Annotated in this window: 17 protein-coding genes; 11 read left to right on the forward strand and 6 right to left on the reverse strand. The window is 71.8% G+C overall.

The genetic code is table 11. From position 1 onward, the window contains the following. The first annotated feature begins 9 nt into the window (after window positions 1-9). Entirely contained in the window at window positions 10-1,602 is a 1,593-nt protein-coding gene (serA, locus tag ACFVQ0_RS14095; protein ID WP_390087618.1) for a phosphoglycerate dehydrogenase, read from the forward strand. A 76-nt stretch (window positions 1,603-1,678) separates the two neighbouring features. Next, complete coding sequence (locus ACFVQ0_RS14100) at window positions 1,679-2,272, forward strand: TetR/AcrR family transcriptional regulator (RefSeq protein WP_390087620.1); 594 nt, start codon at window positions 1,679-1,681, stop codon at window positions 2,270-2,272. A 57-nt stretch (window positions 2,273-2,329) separates the two neighbouring features. Here ACFVQ0_RS14100 and ACFVQ0_RS14105 read toward each other — a convergent pair whose 3' ends face one another. Continuing rightward, window positions 2,330-3,472 (reverse strand): PucR family transcriptional regulator, encoded by a 1,143-nt coding sequence (locus ACFVQ0_RS14105; RefSeq protein WP_390087622.1) that lies wholly within the window; start codon window positions 3,470-3,472, stop codon window positions 2,330-2,332. Window positions 3,473-3,655: 183 nt separating this feature from the next. Between ACFVQ0_RS14105 and ACFVQ0_RS14110 the strand changes: the two genes are divergently transcribed. Then, window positions 3,656-4,582 (forward strand): proline dehydrogenase family protein, encoded by a 927-nt coding sequence (locus tag ACFVQ0_RS14110; RefSeq protein ID WP_390087624.1) that lies wholly within the window; start codon window positions 3,656-3,658, stop codon window positions 4,580-4,582. Window positions 4,583-4,620: 38 nt separating this feature from the next. Beyond that, on the forward strand, window positions 4,621-6,252 hold the full coding sequence (gene pruA, locus ACFVQ0_RS14115; protein ID WP_390087626.1) for an L-glutamate gamma-semialdehyde dehydrogenase: 1,632 nt from the start codon (window positions 4,621-4,623) through the stop codon (window positions 6,250-6,252). A gap of 104 nt (window positions 6,253-6,356) precedes the next feature. Here pruA and ACFVQ0_RS14120 read toward each other — a convergent pair whose 3' ends face one another. Genes ACFVQ0_RS14120 through ACFVQ0_RS14130 form a run of 3 tightly spaced genes read right to left on the reverse strand, consistent with a single transcriptional unit; the run spans window position 6,357 to window position 8,988 of the window. Next, entirely contained in the window at window positions 6,357-7,559 is a 1,203-nt protein-coding gene (locus tag ACFVQ0_RS14120) for a lysophospholipid acyltransferase family protein (RefSeq protein ID WP_390087628.1), read from the reverse strand. Then, window positions 7,559-8,419 carry a phosphatidate cytidylyltransferase gene (locus tag ACFVQ0_RS14125; RefSeq protein WP_390087630.1) on the reverse strand — a complete coding sequence of 287 codons (861 nt, stop codon included), beginning with the start codon at window positions 8,417-8,419 and terminating at the stop codon, window positions 7,559-7,561. Before ACFVQ0_RS14125 ends, ACFVQ0_RS14120 begins: the two co-directional genes overlap by 1 nt. Then, window positions 8,416-8,988 (reverse strand): CDP-alcohol phosphatidyltransferase family protein, encoded by a 573-nt coding sequence (locus tag ACFVQ0_RS14130; RefSeq protein ID WP_390087632.1) that lies wholly within the window; start codon window positions 8,986-8,988, stop codon window positions 8,416-8,418. Before ACFVQ0_RS14130 ends, ACFVQ0_RS14125 begins: the two co-directional genes overlap by 4 nt. A gap of 339 nt (window positions 8,989-9,327) precedes the next feature. Between ACFVQ0_RS14130 and ACFVQ0_RS14135 the strand changes: the two genes are divergently transcribed. Continuing rightward, window positions 9,328-9,456, forward strand: coding sequence for a hypothetical protein (locus tag ACFVQ0_RS14135; protein ID WP_274535172.1), 129 nt, complete (start codon window positions 9,328-9,330; stop codon window positions 9,454-9,456). Between the two features lie 34 nt (window positions 9,457-9,490). On the opposite strand, the gene ACFVQ0_RS14140 is transcribed toward ACFVQ0_RS14135, so the two are convergent. Further along, on the reverse strand, window positions 9,491-11,062 hold the full coding sequence (locus ACFVQ0_RS14140; protein WP_390087634.1) for a purple acid phosphatase family protein: 1,572 nt from the start codon (window positions 11,060-11,062) through the stop codon (window positions 9,491-9,493). Window positions 11,063-11,192: 130 nt separating this feature from the next. On the opposite strand from ACFVQ0_RS14140, the gene ACFVQ0_RS14145 reads away from it, so the two are divergent. Together ACFVQ0_RS14145 and ACFVQ0_RS14150 are read left to right on the forward strand one after the other, a co-directional pair. Next, window positions 11,193-12,233: a 3-isopropylmalate dehydrogenase gene (locus ACFVQ0_RS14145; RefSeq protein WP_390087636.1), complete on the forward strand. Its 1,041-nt coding sequence runs from the start codon at window positions 11,193-11,195 to the stop codon at window positions 12,231-12,233. 239 nt (window positions 12,234-12,472) lie between these two features. Next, the gene (locus tag ACFVQ0_RS14150; RefSeq protein WP_390087638.1) at window positions 12,473-13,561 is read left to right on the forward strand and encodes a branched-chain amino acid aminotransferase; all 1,089 of its coding nucleotides are present in this window, start codon (window positions 12,473-12,475) and stop codon (window positions 13,559-13,561) included. Between the two features lie 15 nt (window positions 13,562-13,576). On the opposite strand, the gene ACFVQ0_RS14155 is transcribed toward ACFVQ0_RS14150, so the two are convergent. Beyond that, on the reverse strand, window positions 13,577-15,013 hold the full coding sequence (locus tag ACFVQ0_RS14155; protein ID WP_390087640.1) for a cytosine permease: 1,437 nt from the start codon (window positions 15,011-15,013) through the stop codon (window positions 13,577-13,579). Window positions 15,014-15,170: 157 nt separating this feature from the next. Here ACFVQ0_RS14155 and ureA point away from each other — a divergent pair, with 157 nt between their 5' ends. The 4 genes from ureA to ACFVQ0_RS14175 all read left to right on the forward strand — a co-directional run bounded on the left by ureA (window position 15,171) and on the right by ACFVQ0_RS14175 (window position 19,301). Then, window positions 15,171-15,869: an urease subunit gamma gene (gene ureA, locus ACFVQ0_RS14160; RefSeq protein WP_390087642.1), complete on the forward strand. Its 699-nt coding sequence runs from the start codon at window positions 15,171-15,173 to the stop codon at window positions 15,867-15,869. After that, the gene (locus tag ACFVQ0_RS14165) at window positions 15,869-17,551 is read left to right on the forward strand and encodes an urease subunit alpha (RefSeq protein ID WP_390087644.1); all 1,683 of its coding nucleotides are present in this window, start codon (window positions 15,869-15,871) and stop codon (window positions 17,549-17,551) included. The genes ureA and ACFVQ0_RS14165 overlap by 1 nt, the downstream gene beginning before the upstream one ends. 61 nt (window positions 17,552-17,612) lie before the next feature. Continuing rightward, window positions 17,613-18,638 carry an agmatine/peptidylarginine deiminase gene (locus ACFVQ0_RS14170; protein WP_390087645.1) on the forward strand — a complete coding sequence of 342 codons (1,026 nt, stop codon included), beginning with the start codon at window positions 17,613-17,615 and terminating at the stop codon, window positions 18,636-18,638. 57 nt (window positions 18,639-18,695) lie between these two features. Continuing rightward, a complete protein-coding gene (locus ACFVQ0_RS14175; protein ID WP_390087647.1) occupies window positions 18,696-19,301 on the forward strand; it encodes a TetR family transcriptional regulator C-terminal domain-containing protein in 606 nt (201 codons plus the stop codon). Window positions 19,302-19,343 lie beyond the last annotated feature (42 nt).

The raw sequence follows: 19,343 nt of genomic DNA on the forward strand, positions 1-19,343 counted from the left end.
AGGACTCACGTGAGCTCGAAACCTGTCGTACTCATCGCTGAAGAGCTGTCGCCCGCCACGGTGGACGCCCTGGGCCCGGATTTCGAGATCCGGCACTGCAACGGCGCGGACCGCGCCGAGCTTCTCCCCGCGATCGTCGATGTCGACGCCATCCTGGTGCGCTCCGCCACCAAGGTCGACGCCGAGGCCATCGCCGCCGCGAAGAAGCTGAAGGTCGTCGCCCGCGCGGGTGTCGGTCTGGACAACGTCGATGTCTCCTCGGCCACCAAGGCCGGTGTGATGGTCGTGAACGCGCCGACCTCCAACATCGTCACCGCCGCCGAGCTGGCCTGCGGTCTGCTGGTCGCCACCGCGCGCCACATCCCCCAGGCCAACACCGCCCTCAAGAACGGCGAGTGGAAGCGCTCCAAGTACACCGGTGTCGAGCTGAGCGAGAAGACCCTCGGCGTCGTCGGCCTCGGCCGCATCGGCGTCCTGGTCGCCCAGCGCATGTCGGCCTTCGGCATGAAGATCGTCGCGTTCGACCCCTACGTGCAGCCCGCGCGCGCCGCGCAGATGGGCGTCAAGCTCCTCTCCCTGGACGAGCTGCTCGAAGTCTCCGACTTCATCACCGTGCACCTCCCCAAGACCCCGGAGACGCTCGGCCTGATCGGTGACGAGGCGCTGCACAAGGTGAAGCCCTCGGTGCGGATCGTCAACGCCGCCCGCGGTGGCATCGTCGACGAGGAGGCGCTCGCCTCCGCCCTCAAGGAGGGCCGCGTCGCCGGCGCCGGGCTCGACGTGTACACCAAGGAGCCCTGCACGGACTCCCCGCTGTTCCAGTTCGACCAGGTCGTCTGCACCCCGCACCTCGGCGCCTCCACCGACGAGGCCCAGGAGAAGGCGGGCATCGCGGTCGCCAAGTCGGTGCGCCTCGCGCTCGCCGGTGAGCTCGTACCGGACGCGGTCAACGTCCAGGGCGGCGTGATCGCGGAGGACGTCCGTCCCGGACTGCCGCTCGCCGAGAAGCTCGGCCGGATCTTCACCGCGCTCGCGGGCGAGGTCGCGGCCCGCCTCGACGTCGAGGTGTACGGCGAGATCACCCAGCACGACGTCAAGGTGCTCGAACTCTCCGCGCTCAAGGGCGTCTTCGAGGACGTCGTCGACGAGACCGTCAGTTACGTGAACGCCCCGCTGTTCGCGCAGGAGCGCGGTGTCGAGGTCCGCCTCACCACCAGCTCCGAGTCGCCCGACCACCGCAACGTGGTCACCGTGCGCGGCACGCTCGCCAGTGGCGAGGAGATCGCGGTGTCCGGCACGCTGGCCGGCCCCAAGCACCTCCAGAAGATCGTCGCGATCGGGGACCACGACGTGGACCTGGCGCTGGCCGACCACATGGTCGTCCTGCGCTACGACGACCGCCCCGGTGTCGTCGGCGCCGTCGGCAAGATCCTCGGTGAGGCCGGTCTGAACATCGCGGGCATGCAGGTCTCGCGCGCCGACGTGGGCGGCGAGGCGCTGGTCGTCCTCACCGTCGACGACGACGTCCCGCCGGCGGTGCTCACCGAGATCTCGGCCGAGATCGGCGCGGCCTCCGCCCGCTCGGTGAACCTCACCGACTGAGCCGTCCCGCAACGTCGTACCCGGCATCTAGACGCGCGTCTTACACGAGCGTCTGTATGTCGGGTACGCTGCTGTCATGGGACATCGTGAGGATCTGCTCGAAGGCGCCAAGCGCTGCCTGCTGGAGAAGGGGTACGCCCGGACGACGGCACGCGACATCGTGGCCGCCTCCGGGACGAACCTCGCCTCCATCGGCTACCACTACGGATCCAAGGAGGCCCTGCTCAACCTCGCCTTCCTCAAGGTGACGGAGGAGTGGGGCGACGTCCTGACCAACGAGAACGACGAGACCGGACCCGGGGCCGCTGCCGTGCCGGCCGCCCCGCTCGACCAGTTCCGCGAGACCTGGGAGCGGGTGATCGGGAGCTACGAGCAGACCCGGTCCGTCTGGCAGCTCCAGATGGAGGTCATCTCCCGGATCGACTCCGACCCCGATCTCCAGAAGGCCCTCGTCGGCCCGCAGCGCGAGGGCCGCGACGGGCTCGCCGAGAACATGCTGGGCATCGACCCCGAGACGGAGCCGGAGAAGGCGCGGGTGGCGGGGCTGTTCTGCCAGGCGCTGCTCGCCGGTGTCATGGTCCAGTGGCTGATGGACAGTGAATCGGCGCCCTCGGCCCAGGATCTGACGGACGGGCTGAAGGCCGTGCTGGAGGGCCGGGAGCAGCGGTAGCGGAGGTCTTCGGGCAGGGGAAGCCGGCTTGCGGGGGCCCGGTCCGGACCGGGCCCCTCAGAGCCGGGACGCCTTGAGCGCCATGTGCAGCAGCAGCCGGTCCTCGCCGTCGTTCAGGTCCAGGCCGGTGAGCTGCTGGACCCGGGAGAGCCGGTAGTACAGCGTCTGGCGGTGGATGCCCAGCTCACCGGCGGTCCGGGACGCCTGGCCCGCGCAGTCGAGGAACACCTCCGCGGTGCGGGCCAGGTCCCGGTGCGCCGGGGTGAGCAGCGGGCGGACCGTGTGGTCGGGCGGCGTCTCCGGGGCGAGCGCGGTCAGCAGGCGGTAGGGGCCGATGTCCGACCACCGGGCGACCGGGCCGAACCGGGTCTCCGCCGCCGCCGCCCGGTTCGCGGCGGACGCCTCGTGCCAGGCGTCGGCCAGCTCCGCCAGACCCCGGCGCGGTACCGCGATCCCGGCGGTGGCGGCGGCGCCCGCGGTGGCGCGCAGCCGGTCCGCGGCGGCCAGCGCCGGGTCGAGGACCTCGGGGGAGCGGAGCCGGACGAGCGCGGCCAGCGCCCCGGTGCCCGCCGCGTCGGCGGACGGGGCGCCGGACAGGGCCGCCGCGGACGGCACCGTACGGGCCGAGGGCGGGTCCCGCGTCCACGGGGTCACGCACACCACGGTGTGCAGCCCCTCGGCGTCCGGGCCGAGCGCCTCGCTGAGCGCGGCCACCGCCATCTCGCGCTGCCAGCCGCGCGCCGCGGTGATCACCGCGGCGAACTCCCGGGACAGGTCGGTGCCCGCCCGCGCCTCGTCGGAGAGCAGCGCGCCGATCCGGGCCGCCACCTCCATCGCCGCGTCCAGCTGCTGGTCGGTCGGGCCGGGGTCGGCGTCCAGCAGCCATACGTAGCCGAGCACGACACCCCGATGGCGTACCGGAAGACAGATCCGGTCCCGGTTGACGCCCGCCTCCGGGGCGGCCGGGATGCGGACGGGGCCGGTGGCATGGGTGATGCCGAAGTTCTCGAACCAGGCGCGGACCGCCGGGGTCGAGCGGCGGGTCAGGATCGAGCGGGTGCGGACCGGGTCCATCGCCGTGTCGTCGTCGCTGTCGTGGGCGCCGAAGGCGACCAGTCCGAAGTCCCGGTTCTCCAGCGTCGCGGGAACGCCGAGCAGCCCGGAGATCTCGTCGACCAGCTCCTGGTAATCGCCCTTCACCCGGCCATTCTCGCACCCCTTCAGACATATGTCTGAGATCCAGGGCACGGATGCGTGACAGCTGTCGATGGCCCGGCCTCGGGGAGATCCATAGATTTGACGGTGGTTCTCCGTGCTGTACCGCTTATGTTCGACATAGAACAGTGGTGCGGCTTTCGTCCGTACTTTCCGTGGAGGTGCCCCGTGCTGGGTCCCGTGATACTCGCCGCGTCACGCAGCGACAAGATGCGCCGCTTCATCTCGGCAGCCCCGGGCACCAAGCAGGTCGTCGGCCGGTTCATCGCCGGTGAGACGGTCGAGCAGGTCGTCCCGATCATCGAGGACGCCGCGGGCAAGGGCCTCGAAGTCACCATGGACGTGGTCGGTGAGGACATCACCACGCCCGAGCAGGCCGCCGCCGCCCGCGACGCCTACCTGGAGCTCATCGGCCGCCTCAAGGACCTCGGCCTGGGCACGCGGGCCGAGATGTCCGTCAAGCTCTCCATGTTCGGCCAGGCGCTGGACGGCGGCCACGAGCTGGCGCTCGCCAACGTCCGCCCGGTCGTCGAGGCCGCCGCCGAGATCGGCACCACGGTCACTCTGGACGCCGAGGACCACACCACCCTCGACTCGATGTTCGCCATCCACGAGGAGCTGCGGAAGGACTACCCGCAGACCGGATGCGTCATCCAGGCCTACCTCTTCCGCACCGAGGAGGACGCGCGCCGTCTCGCCGCCGCGGGCAGCCGGGTACGCATCGTGAAGGGCGCCTACAAGGAGCCCGCCTCCGTCGCGTACCAGGAGAAGGCCGAGATCGACAAGGCGTACGTCCGCATCCTGCGGACGCTGATGGACGGCGAGGGCTACCCGATGATCGGGTCCCACGACCCGCGTCTGATCGCCATCGCCCAGGAGCTGGGCCGCAAGGCCGGGCGCAAGCTGGACGAGTACGAGTTCCAGATGCTGTACGGCATCCGCAGCGAGGAGCACATCCGGCTCGCGGCCGAGGGCCACCGGATGCGCGTCTACACCGCGTACGGCACCGACTGGTACGGCTACTTCATGCGCCGCCTCGCGGAGAAGCCGGCCAACCTGCTGTTCTTCGGCCGCTCCATCCTCACCAAGGGCTGAGCCCCCTCCACCCCTCTACTGAAGGAGCAACGGAAACCATGGACGCTGTAACCCAGGTCCCCGCGCCGGTCAACGAGCCGGTCCACTCCTACGCCCCGGGCTCCCCGGAGCGCGCCCGCCTGGAGGCCAAGCTCAAGGAGCTCAGCCAGAACCCGATCGACCTGCCGATGACCATCGGCGGCGAGAAGCGGATGGGCGGCGGCGAGCGCTTCGACGTCGTGCAGCCCCACAACCACAAGTCCGTCATCGGTACGTACGCGGGCGCCACCGAGCAGGACGCGAAGGACGCGGTCGACGCCGCCCTCGCCGCCGCCCCGGCCTGGCGCGCGATGTCCTTCGACGACCGCGCGGCCATCATCCTGCGCGCCGCGGAACTGCTCTCCGGCCCCTGGCGCGAGACGCTGGCCGCCTCCACGATGCTCGGCCAGGGCAAGACCGCCCAGCAGGCCGAGATCGACTGCCCCTGTGAGCTCGTCGACTTCTGGCGCTTCAACGTGCACTACGCGCGCCAGATCCTGGCCGAGCAGCCCCCGGCGAACTCCGCCGGCGTGTGGAACCGCATGGACCACCGCCCGCTGGAGGGCTTCGTCTACGCGATCACGCCGTTCAACTTCTCGGCCATCGCGGCCAACCTGCCCACCGCCCCCGCCCTCATGGGCAACGTCGTGGTGTGGAAGCCGTCCCCGACGCAGACCCACGCCGCCGTGCTGCTGATGCAGCTCCTGGAGGAGGCCGGTCTCCCCAAGGGCGTCATCAACCTGGTGACGGGCGACGGCATCGCCGTCTCCGAGGTGGCCCTGAACCACCGCGACCTGGCCGGTATCCACTTCACCGGCTCGACCCCCACCTTCCAGCACCTGTGGAAGACGGTCGGCAACAACATCGCCAACTACCGCACCTACCCGCGGCTCGTCGGCGAGACCGGCGGCAAGGACTTCGTCGTCGCGCACCCCTCGGCGGACCAGGCGATCCTGAAGACCGCGCTGACCCGCGGCTCCTTCGAGTACCAGGGCCAGAAGTGCTCCGCGTCCTCGCGGGCGTACGTCCCGGCCTCCATCTGGAACTCCGGTTTCAAGGAGAAGTTCGCGGCCGAGGTCGACTCCATCACCATGGGCGACGTCACGGACCTGTCGCACTTCATGGGCGCCGTCATCGACGACCGCTCGTTCGCGAAGAACAAGGCCGCCATCGACCGCGCCGCCGCCGACCCGGCGTGCACGATCATCGCGGGCGGCACGTACGACGACTCGGTGGGCTACTTCGTCCGCCCGACCGTCATCGAGTGCAGCGACCCCGAGAACGAGGTCTTCACGACCGAGTACTTCGGCCCGATCCTCGCCGTGCACGTCTACGAGGACGAGAAGTACGACGCGATGCTGGAGCAGATGGAGTCGGTCTCCGACTACGCGCTGACCGGTTCCGTCATCGCGAACGACCGCGCCGCGGCCGCCGCCACGATGGAGAAGCTGCGGTACGCCGCGGGCAACTTCTACATCAACGACAAGTCGACCGGTGCCGTCGTCGGCCAGCAGCCCTTCGGTGGCGGCCGTGCCTCGGGTACGAACGACAAGGCGGGCGCCCCGCAGAACCTCCAGCGCTGGACCCTGACCCGGGCCATCAAGGAGACGCTGGTCCCGCCGACCGAGTACACCTACCCGCACCAGGGCTGACCGCCCTTCGGGGCGCCGCCCTCCCGGCGCCCCGCCACGAACTCCGCCTCCCGACCGGTTCCCCTGCCGGCCGGGAGGCGGTTTCCATTTCTCCCGTCGCCGCTTCAGCTCCAGCCGTGCACGATCAGCGAGAGCCCCACCGCGAACCCGCCGCCCAGCAGCACCAGATAACGGCCGTACCGGCGCCGGTGGCGGCGCAGCAGCAGGCCGAACCCGGCGAACGCGAGGCCCACCGTCAGGGTGCGGGAGCCACGGGCCGCCGCCGACGCGGCGAGCCAGTCGAGGGTGGGGACACCGGCGCGGCCCGCCTCCGCGCCGTACACCTTGAACGGGACGCCGTTCCACGGCTGGTGGCGCACCGCGGAGGCGCCCTCAAGCGCCAGTTCGTGCCGGACCTCCGCCCGCATCCGGTCCGTGGTCAGCGGCGCGGGCAACTGGACCCCCGCCGAAGCCAGTTGCAGGGCGAGAAGGCCACCGGCCAGGCTGCCCGCGAGCGCGCCCAGCGACATCTTCAGCGCGGCGCGCGGCACCGCCACGCACACCGCGCCCAGCAGCAGCTCCGGCATCAGCGGCCAGCTCAGCGCCTCCGCGAACGCCCAGCAGAACGCCAGCGGCAGACCCCAGCGCGAGATGACGACCGCCGCGACCCGGCGCCGGGTCGCGGAGTCCCTCAGCGGCTCGGCGACCGTACGCGCGTGCAGGGCCACCACCGCGTCGCGGGCCTCCTCCGGGGAGACGGCCGACGGCAGTGGCTCACCGACCGTCACCCGGACCAGCGAGGAGCGCAGCCGTCCGTGCTTGGGCAGCAGCCGGTCCGTGCCGGCGATCCCCACCGGCACCACCGGCACCCCCGCCTCCTCGGCCAGCACCAGCGCGCCCCGGTGGAAGGAGCCCAGCTCGCCGTCCCTGGCCCGGGTGCCCTCGGGGAACAGCACGACCGCCCGGCCGCCGCGCAGTTCACCGGCCATGGAGAGCAGATCCTCCATCCCGCCGCCCCGCCGCACCGGGAACCCGGCCGCGAGCCTGCGGCAGATCCGGCGCCGCCAGGGGGAGGCGAACCAGTAGTCCGCCGCCGCCCCGATCGCCGGGCCGTGCCGGGCGTCGAGCGCCGCGAGGAGGGCGGCCGTATCGGCGTGCGAGGAGTGGTTGGCGACCACCACACAGCCGCCGCGCGGCAGCCGGCCGCGCCGCTCGACCCCGCCGGTCAGGCTGAGGACGGTCCACCACAGCCCGCGCCGCAGGGCGGCCGCGACACGGGAGCGGCGGGGGAGGACGGCTCGGACGGGGGTGCTCAGGAACGTACTCATCACGTCATCACCGTCGCCAGGAGAAGGGCCACGAGCAGGGAGTCGATCCGGTCGAGGAGGCCGCCGAAGCCGGGCAGCCAGCTGCCCGCGTCCTTCACCCCCGACTCGCGCTTGACCATGGATTCGACCAGGTCGCCCAGGACGCAGCCGCCGGTCACCGCCGCCCACAGCGGCAGGCTGAACCCGCCCGTCACGAGCAGGAGTCCGGCCGTCGCGGCGGCCGCGCCGAGCACGCCCGCCCAGGTCTTGTTGGGGGAGAGCGGCGACAGCGGCCGGGCGAGCGGACCGCGCCGGCCCAGTGCCGTACCGCCGCACCAGGCGCCGACGTCGCCGAGCGCCACCGCGAGGCCCACCGTGACCGCGGTCGCGCCGAGCGTCACCAGGCCGGTCAGCGCGACCGGGATCCACAGCAGCCCGAAGGCGGTGCGGGCGCTCCGGGTGAATCCGGTCCGGTCGTCCCCGCCCAGTACGGAGGGCAGCGCGGCGGCGACCGGCAGCAGCGCCGCCGCCCGCGGGTCCAGCAGGTGGGGCGCGAGCCAGGCCAGCGCGGGCAGCACGAGCGCGGCCGCCACCAGCACCACGTGGTCCCCGCGCCGCAGCCCCGCCATCCGGACGAACTCGCTCGCCGCGACCACTCCGAGCCCGGCGGCCAGCGCGTACGTACCGCCGCCGCCCAGCAGGTAGGAGCCGAGGAAGACGGGCGCGACCAGTGCCCAGGTCCGCCACCGCCTGCGCAGCTCCGCCCGCATCCGCAGCTTCGAGGGCAGCACGGCGACGGCGGCGCCGCCCGCGCCCAGCACGCCCGCGACCAGGGGCACGGCGCGCGCCGCCGCCTCCTCCGCGATCAGTACGGCGCTCATGACGTCTCCCGCCACAGGCCGGCCAGCCGGAGCCCGGCGGTGAGCAGCGAACCGGCCGCGATCACGGTCAGTACGGGCACGGCCCAGCCGCTCGCGGCGGCGATCACGACGAGCAGACAGCGTTCGGTCTTGCCGACCGGGCCGCCGTTGCGCCGGGGCGCTCCGGCCGCCGCCCCGGCCAGCGACACCCAGGACGGCAGGGTGGCCGCGAGGCCGGCGAGCGCCACCAGCCACAGCGGGGCGAGGGTGAGGAAGCCGGCCAGCACGACGAGGTCGGCGACCCGGTCGCCCAGCTCGTTCAGGACCGCGCCGCGCCGGGTCGTGCGGCCGGTGTCGCGGGCGAGTGCCCCGTCCAGGTTGGCGAAGGCGAGCCGGGCCGCGAGCAGCACGGCGACCGGGAGGGCGGCGGGACCGGCGGGCAGCCAGGCCAGTGCGGCGGCGGCGCCGGCCGCCGCGACCACGCCGGCCGCGGTGACGGTGTCGGGCGACACGTCGTGGCGGACCAGCGAGGTACGGACACCGGAGAGCCGGTCCGCGTACCAGGGCTTCAGAGCGTAGAGGCCGTTCATGGGTTCAACTGTCGTGCGCCGCAGGCTTCTTCGACACGGCGTGCGTACTCATGTGCGGGCTGAGTACGTGGTGCGTGGCCGGGTGTGCGGGGCCCGCCGTCTCAGATAGTAGGAAGTCCGAGTAATTGTGGAGACAGAACGTCCCGGCTGCCTTAGCTTTGTAGGAGCCGAACGTCTCGCTGGAACCAGCGACTGGCGTTGTGAGTGCGTGCCCCGATGCAGGTAACCCCTGCGGCATCCGCTCCCGCCCCTTCCGGCGCCTCGAAATCAACGATCTCGAAATCACCGTTCACGATGTTCGATCTCGAAATCCTCGCGATCTCAAGGAGTCGATCCACCATGGCCGAGACCACTGTCCGCCGCGTCCGTCACGCCCACCGCCCGACCGAGTCGGAGCGCCGCAACGCCGCCGCCGCCCTCCAGCGCGCCCTCGACCGCAGGGACAACGGCGGCTCCACCGGTCACTGACCGGGCCCGTCCGGGCCCGGCCGTGACCCGCTGATCAGCCCCGGCTGATCTCGAAGTGGTCGATGCGCTCGCCGGACTCGGCGAGCGCGGTGACCTTCATCCGGGCGTGCCGCCCGGCCTCCACCTCCACCGCGAGGAACGAGAAGCCGGTGTAGCGCACCCGCGACCACTCGACGGTCTCCGTGGCCTTTCCGCCGCCCTTGACCACGTGGTACGTGTCCACGCTCTCCCGGTCCGCGACATGTCCCTCGTAGCTGTCGGGAGCCGGGAAGTCGTACAGCGCCTTGCCCGCGCCGCCCGCGGTGACGTAGACGATGCCGTCCCGCTTCGGGTTGGTGCGCTCACCGATCGGCACCTTGCGCTTGACGGTGTTCTTGAGGATCGCGTCGGTGCGCTCGTAGACGTGGTTGTGCCCGTTGATGACCAGGTCCACCTGGTGCTTCTCGAAGAGCGGCACCCAGGCGTCCCGCACCCCGCCGTCGGAGGCGTGCGCGTTGGTCGTGGAGAAGGCGCAGTGGTGGAAGAAGACCACCAGGAAGTCGATGTCGTGGCGGGCCCGCAGCTCGCCCAGGCGCCGGTCCAGCCAGCGCGTCTGCTTGCCGCCGCTGATGCCGAAGTTGGCCGGGATCTCGTAGGAGACGTCGTTGGCGTCGAGCGCGATCACGCCCACGTTGCCGTGCACGAAGGAGTAGGCGCCCGGCTGGTTCACCGGGTCCGGTCCGTTGTCGGGCAGCGTCCAGCGGGCGTTCTGGCCGCCGTAGCCGTCCGGCGAGTACCAGGCCTCCATGTCGTGGTTGCCGGTGGTCACCATCCACGGCACGGTCTTCGACACGGTCTCCGTCTGCGCCAGGAACTGGTCCCAGGTGCGGGCGTCGTAGGTGTCGCTCGTCTGGCCGGAGCCCGAGGGGTCGGCGTAGCAGATATCGCCCGCGTGCAGGTGGAAGGCGGGGTTCTGGCCCAGGATCAGCTGGTCGTTGCCGAGCGCGTGGTAGCTGACGCCCTGGTCGCCGAAGGCGGTGAAGGTGAAGTTCTGGGCGCGTGAAGGTGCGGTGGTGAAGGTACCGAGGGTGCCCAGGTTGCGGGTGTCGGCCGGGTCGAAGCCGTCGTGGCCGACGCCGTAGTAGTACGTCGTGCCGGGCTTCAGCCGCTCCAGGCCCGCGTGTACGTAGAACTGCTCGGCGGCCGCGATCTTGCCGTCGTTGAGCCTGGGCGTGGTGAGGTGGCGCACCTCGGCGTCGATCTTCCGGCTCAGCGCCCACGGCTTGAGGCCGATCCGGATGTACGGGCGGCGCACGGCGAAGGGGACCTGCCAGGAGACCGCCATCTGCGTCCTCGGGTCGGCGCCGTAGGCCAGGTGCCGGCCGAACGGGGCGACCAGCGAGCCGTCCACCCGGGTCGTGCTGTGCGAGGTGAGTACCGTCGGCGCGGCGTACGCGGGGGAGGCGGTGAGGGTGGTGCCGAGACCGGCACCCGCGACGGCGGCGGTCGCCACGCTCGTGCGCAGCACACCGCGACGGGTCAGCCGGCTGCGCAGGTAGTCGTGCTGCTCGGCCATGCTCATGCGGTCGGCGAGCTTCTCGGGGATTCCGAAGCGGGGGATGTCCATGGGCGACAACCTCCACCCGTTGCCTGACGGCACCCTGTCGGATGGGTGAACGGTACACGTACAACTGCCCATGCGTCCGTATGGTGGACGCCACGTGTCATGGGGTGGGACGCGCAGTATCGTGCGGAACATGTCTCGCAGCATCAATCTCGCAGTGATCCCCGGTGACGGTATCGGCCGGGAGGTCGTGGCCCAGGGCCTCAAGGTCCTCAACGCTGTTCTCCCGCAGGATGTGAAGCTGGAGACCAAGGAGTACGACCTCGGCGCCCAGCGCTGGCACCGCACCGGTGAAACCCTCCCGGACGCGGAGCTGGAGGCCCTCAAGGGGCACGACGCCATCCTGCTCGGCGCGATCGGCGACCCCTCCGTGCCGTCCGGCGTGCTGGAGCGCGGGCTGCTGCTGAAGCTGCGTTTCGCCTTCGACCACTTCATCAACCTGCGGCCGTCGAAGCTGTTCCCGAACACCGAGACCCCGCTGGCCGGCCGTCCGGACATCGACTTCGTCGTCGTCCGCGAGGGCACGGAGGGCCCGTACACCGGGAACGGCGGTTCGCTGCGCACCGGTACCGAGCACGAGGTCGCCACCGAGGTCAGCCTCAACACCGCCTTCGGTGTCGAGCGCGTCGTCCGGGACGCCTTCGAGCGGGCCGCCGCCCGCCCGCGCAAGAAGCTGACGCTGGTCCACAAGAACAACGTCCTCGTGTACGCGGGCCACCTGTGGAAGAACACCTTCGACAAGGTGGCGGCCGAGTACCCCCAGGTCGCCACCGACTACCTGCACGTCGACGCCGCGACGATCTTCTTCGTCACCCAGCCTGAGCGCTTCGACGTCATCGTCACCGACAACCTCTTCGGTGACATCCTGACCGACCTCGCCGCGGCCGTCTCCGGCGGCATCGGCCTGGCCGCCTCCGGCAACATCAACCCGACGGGCGCCTTCCCGTCGATGTTCGAACCGGTGCACGGCTCGGCCCCCGACATCGCGGGCCAGGGCAAGGCCGACCCGACCGCGACGGTCCTCTCCGTCGCCCTCCTGCTGCGCCACCTCGGCTACGAGGCCCAGGCCCTGCGCATCGAGGACGCCGTCTCCGCGGACCTCGCGGAGCGCGAGGGGACCGCCCGCACCACCGACGAGATCGGCGACGCGCTCGCGGTACGCGTAGCGGGCTGATCCGACGACTGCCTCAAAGCCGCCGGGTCCCACAGGCACCCGGCGGCTTCTCCTGTGCGGCCCCGGGTGTCACCATCGAATCCTGGACCGCACACACGTCATTTCGTGCACGGCCTCCCGCGAGAGATAATCGAACGGGGCCGTGGCTCGCCATGAAGCTCGGACGTCCTACAACCTGTCCGGCGCGAGTGGGCGTGAGTGCGGCCCTACACACACAAAACGGTGAAGGACACGTACTCATGACGACGCCCACGATCGAGCTCAAGCCCTCCTCGACCCCGCTGTCCGACGCGGAGCGCGAGGCGACCCTGGTCAAGCCCGGATTCGGCCGCTACTTCACCGACCACATGGTGACGATCAAGTGGGCCGAGGGCCGCGGCTGGCACGACGCCCAGCTCGTCCCGTACGCGCCGCTGTCGATCGACCCGGCCAACATGACGCTTCACTACGGCCAGGAGATCTTCGAGGGGCTCAAGGCCTACCGCCAGCCCGACGGCTCGGTCGCCACCTTCCGCCCCGAGGCCAACGCCGCGCGCTTCCAGGCCTCCGCCCGTCGGCTCGCCATGCCGGAGCTGCCTGTCGAGACGTTCGTCGCGGCCTGTGACGCGCTGGTCCAGCAGGACGCGGCCTGGGTCCCCGCCCACGGCGGCGAGGAGTCGCTGTACCTGCGCCCGTTCATGATCGCGACCGAGGTCGGCCTCGGGGTGCGCCCGGCGAACGAGTACCTCTTCCTGGTCATCGCCTCGCCGGCCGGCGCGTACTTCCCCGGCGGTGTGAAGCCCGTCTCCATCTGGCTCTCCGAGGACCGGGTGCGCGCCGTCCCGGGCGGCATGGGCGACGCCAAGACCGGTGGCAACTACGCCGCGTCCCTCCTCGCCCAGGCCGAGGCCGCCGCCAAGGGCTGCGACCAGGTCGCCTACCTCGACGCCGTCGAGCACAAGTGGGTCGAGGAGCTCGGCGGGATGAACCTGTACTTCGTGTACGGGAACCGGATCGTCACCCCGTCCCTGACCGGCTCGCTCCTGGCCGGCATCACCCGTGACTCGCTGCTCGGGCTCGCCGCGGACCTCGGCTACGAGCCCGAGGAGAGCCGGGTCTCGATCGACCAGTGGCGCGACGACTCCGCGGCGGGCACCCTCACCGAGGTCTTCGCCTGCGGCACCGCGGCCGTCATCACCCCCGTCGGCACCGTGAAGAGCGCGGGCGGCGAGTGGACCCAGGGCGACGGCACGCCGGGCCCGGTCACCCTCAAGCTGCGCGAGCGCCTGCTGGACATCCAGCGCGGCACCGCGGAGGACACCCACGGCTGGATGCACCGGATCGGCTGACCGGGCACGGGCCCGTCAGGGTGTGTGCCGAGCCGCCGGCCGGGCCTGTCCGAGGGCCCGGCCGGCGGCGTTCCGCGTACCCGGCCGGGTCAGCACGGCGTACGTCACCCCGCCCACCAGCCCGGACAGCACGAAGCTGCAGTCCACCCCGCCGGTCAGCGTGAGCAGCGGGCCCTCGTAGAGCGGGGTGGAGACGCCGCACAGGCCCACCGCGGCGCCGAGCGCCCAGCCGAAGGTGGCGTGCGGATGCCAGCCGGCCCGGAACCAGTAGACGCCGCCCCGGGTACCCCGGTTGTAGACCTGGAGGGCCTCCGCGTCGTAGGCACCCCGGCAGCGGCGGTGCGAGATCATCGTGATGACCGCCCAGGGCGTCCCGATCGCGGTGAGCAGCAGCACGAACGACGTCATCGCCGACTGCGCGTTCCACACGAAGTGGCCCAGGAACACGAACGCCGTGGCGACCCCGGCGACGACCAGCGTGGCCCGCGCCCGGGTGGCGCGCGGCAGGATCGCGTCCAGGTCGAGGCCCATCGAGTAGAGCATCAGCCCGGCGTTGCCCACCGAGCCCGCGGTGGCCGCGAGGAGCAGCGGGACCAGGTACCAGGCCGGTGCGGCGGCGACCAGCGGACCCGCGTAGTCGAGCGAGGCGCGGGCCGCGAGCGCCGTGTACGTGCCGAAGAGCTGCGGGACCAGCAGTCCGACGACCAGGCCGAGGCAGGTGGCCCGCAGCACCCGGCGCGGGTGGTGGCGGACCGGTGAGATGTAGCGGGTGTAGTCCCCGAGCAGCGTGATGAAGGCGATCGGCCCGCTCAGCCCGGCGGCCACCGCGGACAGCGCCCAGGTGGGCCAGAACGAACCGAGCAGGTACGGGGTGTCCGGCGGGGCCGCCGTGGTGAGGTCCGGCGCGTAGGCGATCAGCCCGATGAGCAGCAGTACGGTCATGCCGACCGCGAGGATCTTGCTCAGGCGCAGCAGCAGCCGGTACCCGTACACCGCGCCGACGACCGTACAGGCCGCCAGGACCGCGTAGACCAGGGTGTGCGAGAGGCCGCCGGAGGGCAGTCCGGCGAGCCGGGCCAGGGTGCCCACCATCACATCGCCGCCGATCCACAGGGTGAGAGCGGTGTACCCCAGCGCGAGCAGCAGTCCGACGACGGACCCGACGAGCCGGCCGCGTACGCCGAAGGCCGCGCCGCTGGAGGTCGACAGGTTGGTCGCCGTGCGCAGCGAGACCAGGGCGAGCGGTGCGGTGACCGCCACCCCGACGGCCGTGCCGGCGACGACCGAGGTGACCGCGGGCCACAGGCCCAGCCCGAAGGAGACCGGCAGCCAGCCGAAGACGATCACGCCCAGGCAGAGGTTCGATCCGAGCAGGATCGAGATGAGGTCACGCGGCGTGCTGGTGCGCTCCGCCTCCGGGATGGTGTCGACTCCGCGCTGTTCGATCGGCATGAGGCCGCCCCTGACGTTCGACTGTTTGAGTGCTGCTCAATCTGACGCAGGTCGATGCGGCCCGTCAATGGTCTGGGTGTTCCGGATTCTTTGCGTGAAGGGTGGAGTAGCGGGCCGGTCGCAGTTAGAGTGACGTTCAAACAGGAGGTGTGGTGACGTGCGACTGACCCCGAGCGAGCGTGACCGGCTGCTGCTCTTCGGAGCCGCCGAACTCGCCCGTGCCCGCCGGGCACGCGGGCTGAGGCTCAACGTCCCGGAGGCGACCGCGCTGATCGCGGACACCGTCTGCGAGGCGGCCCGCGACGGGCGGCGGCTCGCGGAGGCGATAGCGGCCGCCCGCGCCGTGCTCGGAGCCGACGACGTGCTGCCGGGAGTGGCGGACGTGGTCACGGAGGTACATGTGGAGGCCGTCTTCGACGACGGGTCACGGCTCGCCGTGGTGACCGACCCGATCGGCGCCGGTGCCGGGAGCCGACGGGACGACAGTGCCCCCGGCGCGTTGCTGCCCGCCCCGGCGCACGCCGAACGGGAGCCCGCGCTGCGGCTGACCGTGCGCAACACCGCGACGGTGCCGGTCAGTGTCACCTCGCACTTCCACTTCTTCGAGGCCAACCCACGGCTCGACTTCGACCGGTCGGCCGCGTACGGCATGCGGCTGTGCGTGCCGGCCGGATCGTCGGTCCGGTTCGATCCGGGCGGCGCCGCAGAGGTCGGCCTGGAGCCGATCGGCGGCGCCCGGATCGCGATCGGCTTCGCCGGTCTGGTCGACGGTCCGCTGGACACGCCCGGCGCGAAGGAGGAGGCCCTGCGACGCGCGGTGGCCTGCGGCTACCTCGGAGCGGAGGGCGACGCCTGATGGACCCCTACGAGTACGCGTCGGTGCACGGGCCCCGCGCCGGGGACCGGGTCGTGCTGGGCGACTCCGGACTGGTGGTGCGCGTCGAGTCGGACGCGCAGCGCCACGGCGACGAGTTCCTGGCCGGATTCGGCAAGACCGCACGCGACGGACTGCACCTCAAGGCCGCCGCCGTCCGCGACACCTGCGACGTCGTCATCAGCAACGTGCTGGTCATCGACGCCGTCCAGGGCATCAGGAAGGTCTCCATCGGCATCCGTGAGGGCCGCATCCACGCGATCGGCCGGGCCGGCAACCCGGACACCCTCGACGGGGTGGACGTCGTCGTCGGCACGGGCACCACCATCGTCCCCGGCGAGGGCCTGATCGCCACCGCCGGCGCCGTCGACACCCACGTCCACCTGCTCTCGCCGCGCATCCTGGAGGCCTCGCTCTCCTCCGGCGTCACCACCGTCATCGGCCAGGAGTTCGGCCCGGTCTGGGGCGTCGGCGTCAACTCGCCGTGGGCGCTGCGGCACGCGTTCAACGCGTTCGACGCCTGGCCCGTCAACATCGGCTTCCTGGCCAGGGGTTCGTCCTCCGACGCCGCGCCGCTGGTGGAGGCGCTGGCCGAGGGCGGGGCGTCCGGCTTCAAGGTGCACGAGGACATGGGCGCGCACACCCGCGCCCTGGACACCGCCCTGCGGGTCGCGGAGGAGCACGACGTCCAGGTCGCCCTGCACAGCGACGGGCTGAACGAATGCCTCTCCGTCGAGGACACCCTGAGCGTCCTGGACGGCCGGACGATCCACGCCTTCCACATCGAGGGCTGCGGCGGCGGACACGTACCCAACGTCCTGAAGATGGCGGGCGTCCCGAACGTCATCGGCTCGTCCACCAACCCGACCCTGCCCTTCGGCCGGGACGCGGTGGCCGAGCACTACGGGATGATCGTCTCCGTCCACGACCTCAAGACCGACCTGCCCGGCGACGCGGCCATGGCCCGGGACCGGATCAGGGCCGGGACGATGGGCGCGGAGGACGTCCTGCACGACCTCGGCGCGATCGGCATCACCTCCTCCGACGCCCAGGGCATGGGGCGCGCGGGCGAGACCGTACGCCGCACCTTCGCCATGGCCGGGAAGATGAAGGCCGAGCTGGGCCCGCTGGAGGGCGACGGCCCGCACGACGACAACGCCCGGGTGCTGCGCTACGTGGCCAAGCTGACGATCAACCCGGCCATCGCGCACGGGCTGAGCGACGAGATCGGCTCGGTCGAGGTCGGCAAGCTCGCCGACATCGTGCTCTGGAAGCCGCAGTACTTCGGCGCGAAGCCGCAGCTGGTCCTGAAGTCGGGCTTCCCCGCCTGGGGCGTGACGGGCGACCCCAACGCGGCGACCGACACCTGTGAACCGCTCGTCCTGGGACCGCTGTTCGGCGGGCACGGGGCGACGCCTGCCGATCTCTCGGTGGCGTTCGTGGCGAAGGCCGCGGCCGCTCTCGGCTCCGACCTGATGCCGACCCGGCGGCGCAGGGTCGCGGTACGCGGCACCCGCGGGATCGGCCCGGCGGATCTGCGCCTCAACTCCCGCGTCGGAGAGGTCCAGGTGAACGGGGTCAGTGGTCTGGTGACGCTGGACGGAGCTCCGATGCGGTCCGGGCCCGCCGATTCGATCTCGCTCAACCGCCTCTACTTCTTGTAGACCCAGCACTTCACGAGTACCGCTCCGCTTCACGACACACAGCCTTCAGGAGTCCGACGAGATGACCTTCCGCATGCCGGCCGAATGGGCCCCGCACGAGCGCACCTGGATGGCCTGGCCCGGCCCCAACGCCACGTTCACCGGCGGGGAGCTGGTCAGGGCCCGCGAGGCGTGGGCCGCCGTGGCCCGCGCCGTACGCCGCTTCGAGCCGGTGACCATGGTCGTACCGACCGGGCAGTCCGAGGAGGCCCGCTCCCTCCTCGGGCCGGACATCGAGCTGGTCGAACGCGAACTGGACGACGCCTGGATGCGCGACATCGGGCCGACCTTCGTCACCGACGGCAGCAGGCTCGCCGCCGTGGACTGGGTCTTCAACGGCTGGGGCGCACAGGACTGGGCCGTCTGGGAGCACGACGCGCAGATCGCCCGCGAGGTCGCCGGCGTCGCCGGAGTCCCGGTGCACAGCTCGCCCCTGGTCAACGAGGGCGGCGGCATCCACGTCGACGGCGAGGGCACCGTACTGCTCACCGAGACCGTGCAGCTCGGCCCCGAGCGGAACCCGGGCTGGACGAAGGAGCGGGTCGAGGCCGAGATCCACGCCAGGCTCGGCACCACGAAGGCGATCTGGCTGGAGCGCGGACTGACCGGCGACTACCCGCCGCACGGCTTCGGCACCCTCGGCCATGTCGACATCGTCGCCGCGTTCGCCGGCCCCGGTGTCGTCGTCGCCCACACCCAGCCGGACCCCGCCCACCCCGACCACGAGCTCTGCGCGCGGAACGTGGAGCTGCTCCGCTCCGTGACCGACGCGCGGGGCCGGGCCCTGCGGGTCGTCGAGGTCCCGGCGCCCGCCGCCGTGCGGGACGAGGAGGGCCACTGGGTCGACTACTCCTACATCAACCACTACGTCTGCAACGGCGGCGTCGTGCTGTGCGGATTCGACGACCCCCGGGACGAGTTCGCGGCGGACATCTTCCGCCGTCTGTACCCCGGACGCACCGTCACCCTGGTCGACGCCCGCACGATCTTCGCGGGCGGCGGCGGCATCCACTGCATCACCCAGCAGCAGCCCGCGGTCCCCGGCTGACCGGTGCGTCCGGTAGAACGTACGGGTGAACCAGACGCCCAGCGCACCGGCCGCCCGATGACCCCGCCCCCCGCCAGGCGGCGCAACACGGCCCCGCCCCGCGAGTCCCTGCTCGTCGCCGCCATGGCCACCATCGCCGAGCGCGGGCTCGACGGGCTGACCATGGCCGGGCTCGGCCGGGAGGTCGGGATGAGCAGCGGGCACCTGCTGTACTACTTCCGGACCAAGGACGAACTGCTGCTGCAGACCATGGAGTGGAGCGAGGGCCGGCTCGGCGCCGAACGCGGCGCCCTGCTCTCCCGGCAGGCGCCCGCCGCCGAACGGCTCGACGCGTATGTCGACCTGTACGTCCCCGACGGGCCGCGCGACCCGCACTGGACGCTCTGGCTGGAGGTCTGGAACCGCTCGCAGAACGCCGACGCCGACGCCCGAGGGCGGATGGCCGCGATCGAGGGAGCCTGGCACCGGGACCTGGTGGCGCTGCTGGCCGAGGGCATCTCGCGCGGCGAGTTCGCCGCCGTCGACCCGGACCGCTTCGCCGCCCGGCTGCGCGCCCTCCTGGACGGCTTCAGCGTCCACGTCGCCGTCGGCATCCCCGGCACCGGACGCGAACAAGTCCTCTCCCACGTGGCGGAGTTCCTGCGGGATTCACTACTGCGATGAACACAACGCACGTAAGTACGCCCGATCGTTGCCCGCTGAATC

It is taken from the genome of Streptomyces sp. NPDC057900 (assembly GCF_042887885.1).
Lineage (GTDB): Bacteria > Actinomycetota > Actinomycetes > Streptomycetales > Streptomycetaceae > Streptomyces.

Excerpts from the sequence above, each read along its gene's own strand:
- ACFVQ0_RS14165 (WP_390087644.1), top strand. The coding sequence starts at position 15,869 with ATGGACCCCTACGAGTACGCGTCGGTGCACGGGCCCCGCGCCGGGGAC.
- ACFVQ0_RS14170 (WP_390087645.1), top strand. The coding sequence starts at position 17,613 with ATGACCTTCCGCATGCCGGCCGAATGGGCCCCGCACGAGCGCACCTGG.
- ACFVQ0_RS14145 (WP_390087636.1), top strand. The coding sequence starts at position 11,193 with ATGTCTCGCAGCATCAATCTCGCAGTGATCCCCGGTGACGGTATCGGC.
- ACFVQ0_RS14135 (WP_274535172.1), top strand. The coding sequence starts at position 9,328 with ATGGCCGAGACCACTGTCCGCCGCGTCCGTCACGCCCACCGCCCGACC.
- ACFVQ0_RS14125 (WP_390087630.1), bottom strand. The coding sequence starts at position 8,419 with ATGAGCGCCGTACTGATCGCGGAGGAGGCGGCGGCGCGCGCCGTGCCC.
- ACFVQ0_RS14155 (WP_390087640.1), bottom strand. The coding sequence starts at position 15,013 with ATGCCGATCGAACAGCGCGGAGTCGACACCATCCCGGAGGCGGAGCGC.
- ACFVQ0_RS14100 (WP_390087620.1), top strand. The coding sequence starts at position 1,679 with ATGGGACATCGTGAGGATCTGCTCGAAGGCGCCAAGCGCTGCCTGCTG.
- ACFVQ0_RS14120 (WP_390087628.1), bottom strand. The coding sequence starts at position 7,559 with ATGAGTACGTTCCTGAGCACCCCCGTCCGAGCCGTCCTCCCCCGCCGC.
- ACFVQ0_RS14150 (WP_390087638.1), top strand. The coding sequence starts at position 12,473 with ATGACGACGCCCACGATCGAGCTCAAGCCCTCCTCGACCCCGCTGTCC.
- pruA (WP_390087626.1), top strand. The coding sequence starts at position 4,621 with ATGGACGCTGTAACCCAGGTCCCCGCGCCGGTCAACGAGCCGGTCCAC.
- ACFVQ0_RS14175 (WP_390087647.1), top strand. The coding sequence starts at position 18,696 with ATGACCCCGCCCCCCGCCAGGCGGCGCAACACGGCCCCGCCCCGCGAG.
- ACFVQ0_RS14130 (WP_390087632.1), bottom strand. The coding sequence starts at position 8,988 with ATGAACGGCCTCTACGCTCTGAAGCCCTGGTACGCGGACCGGCTCTCC.
- ACFVQ0_RS14140 (WP_390087634.1), bottom strand. The coding sequence starts at position 11,062 with ATGGACATCCCCCGCTTCGGAATCCCCGAGAAGCTCGCCGACCGCATG.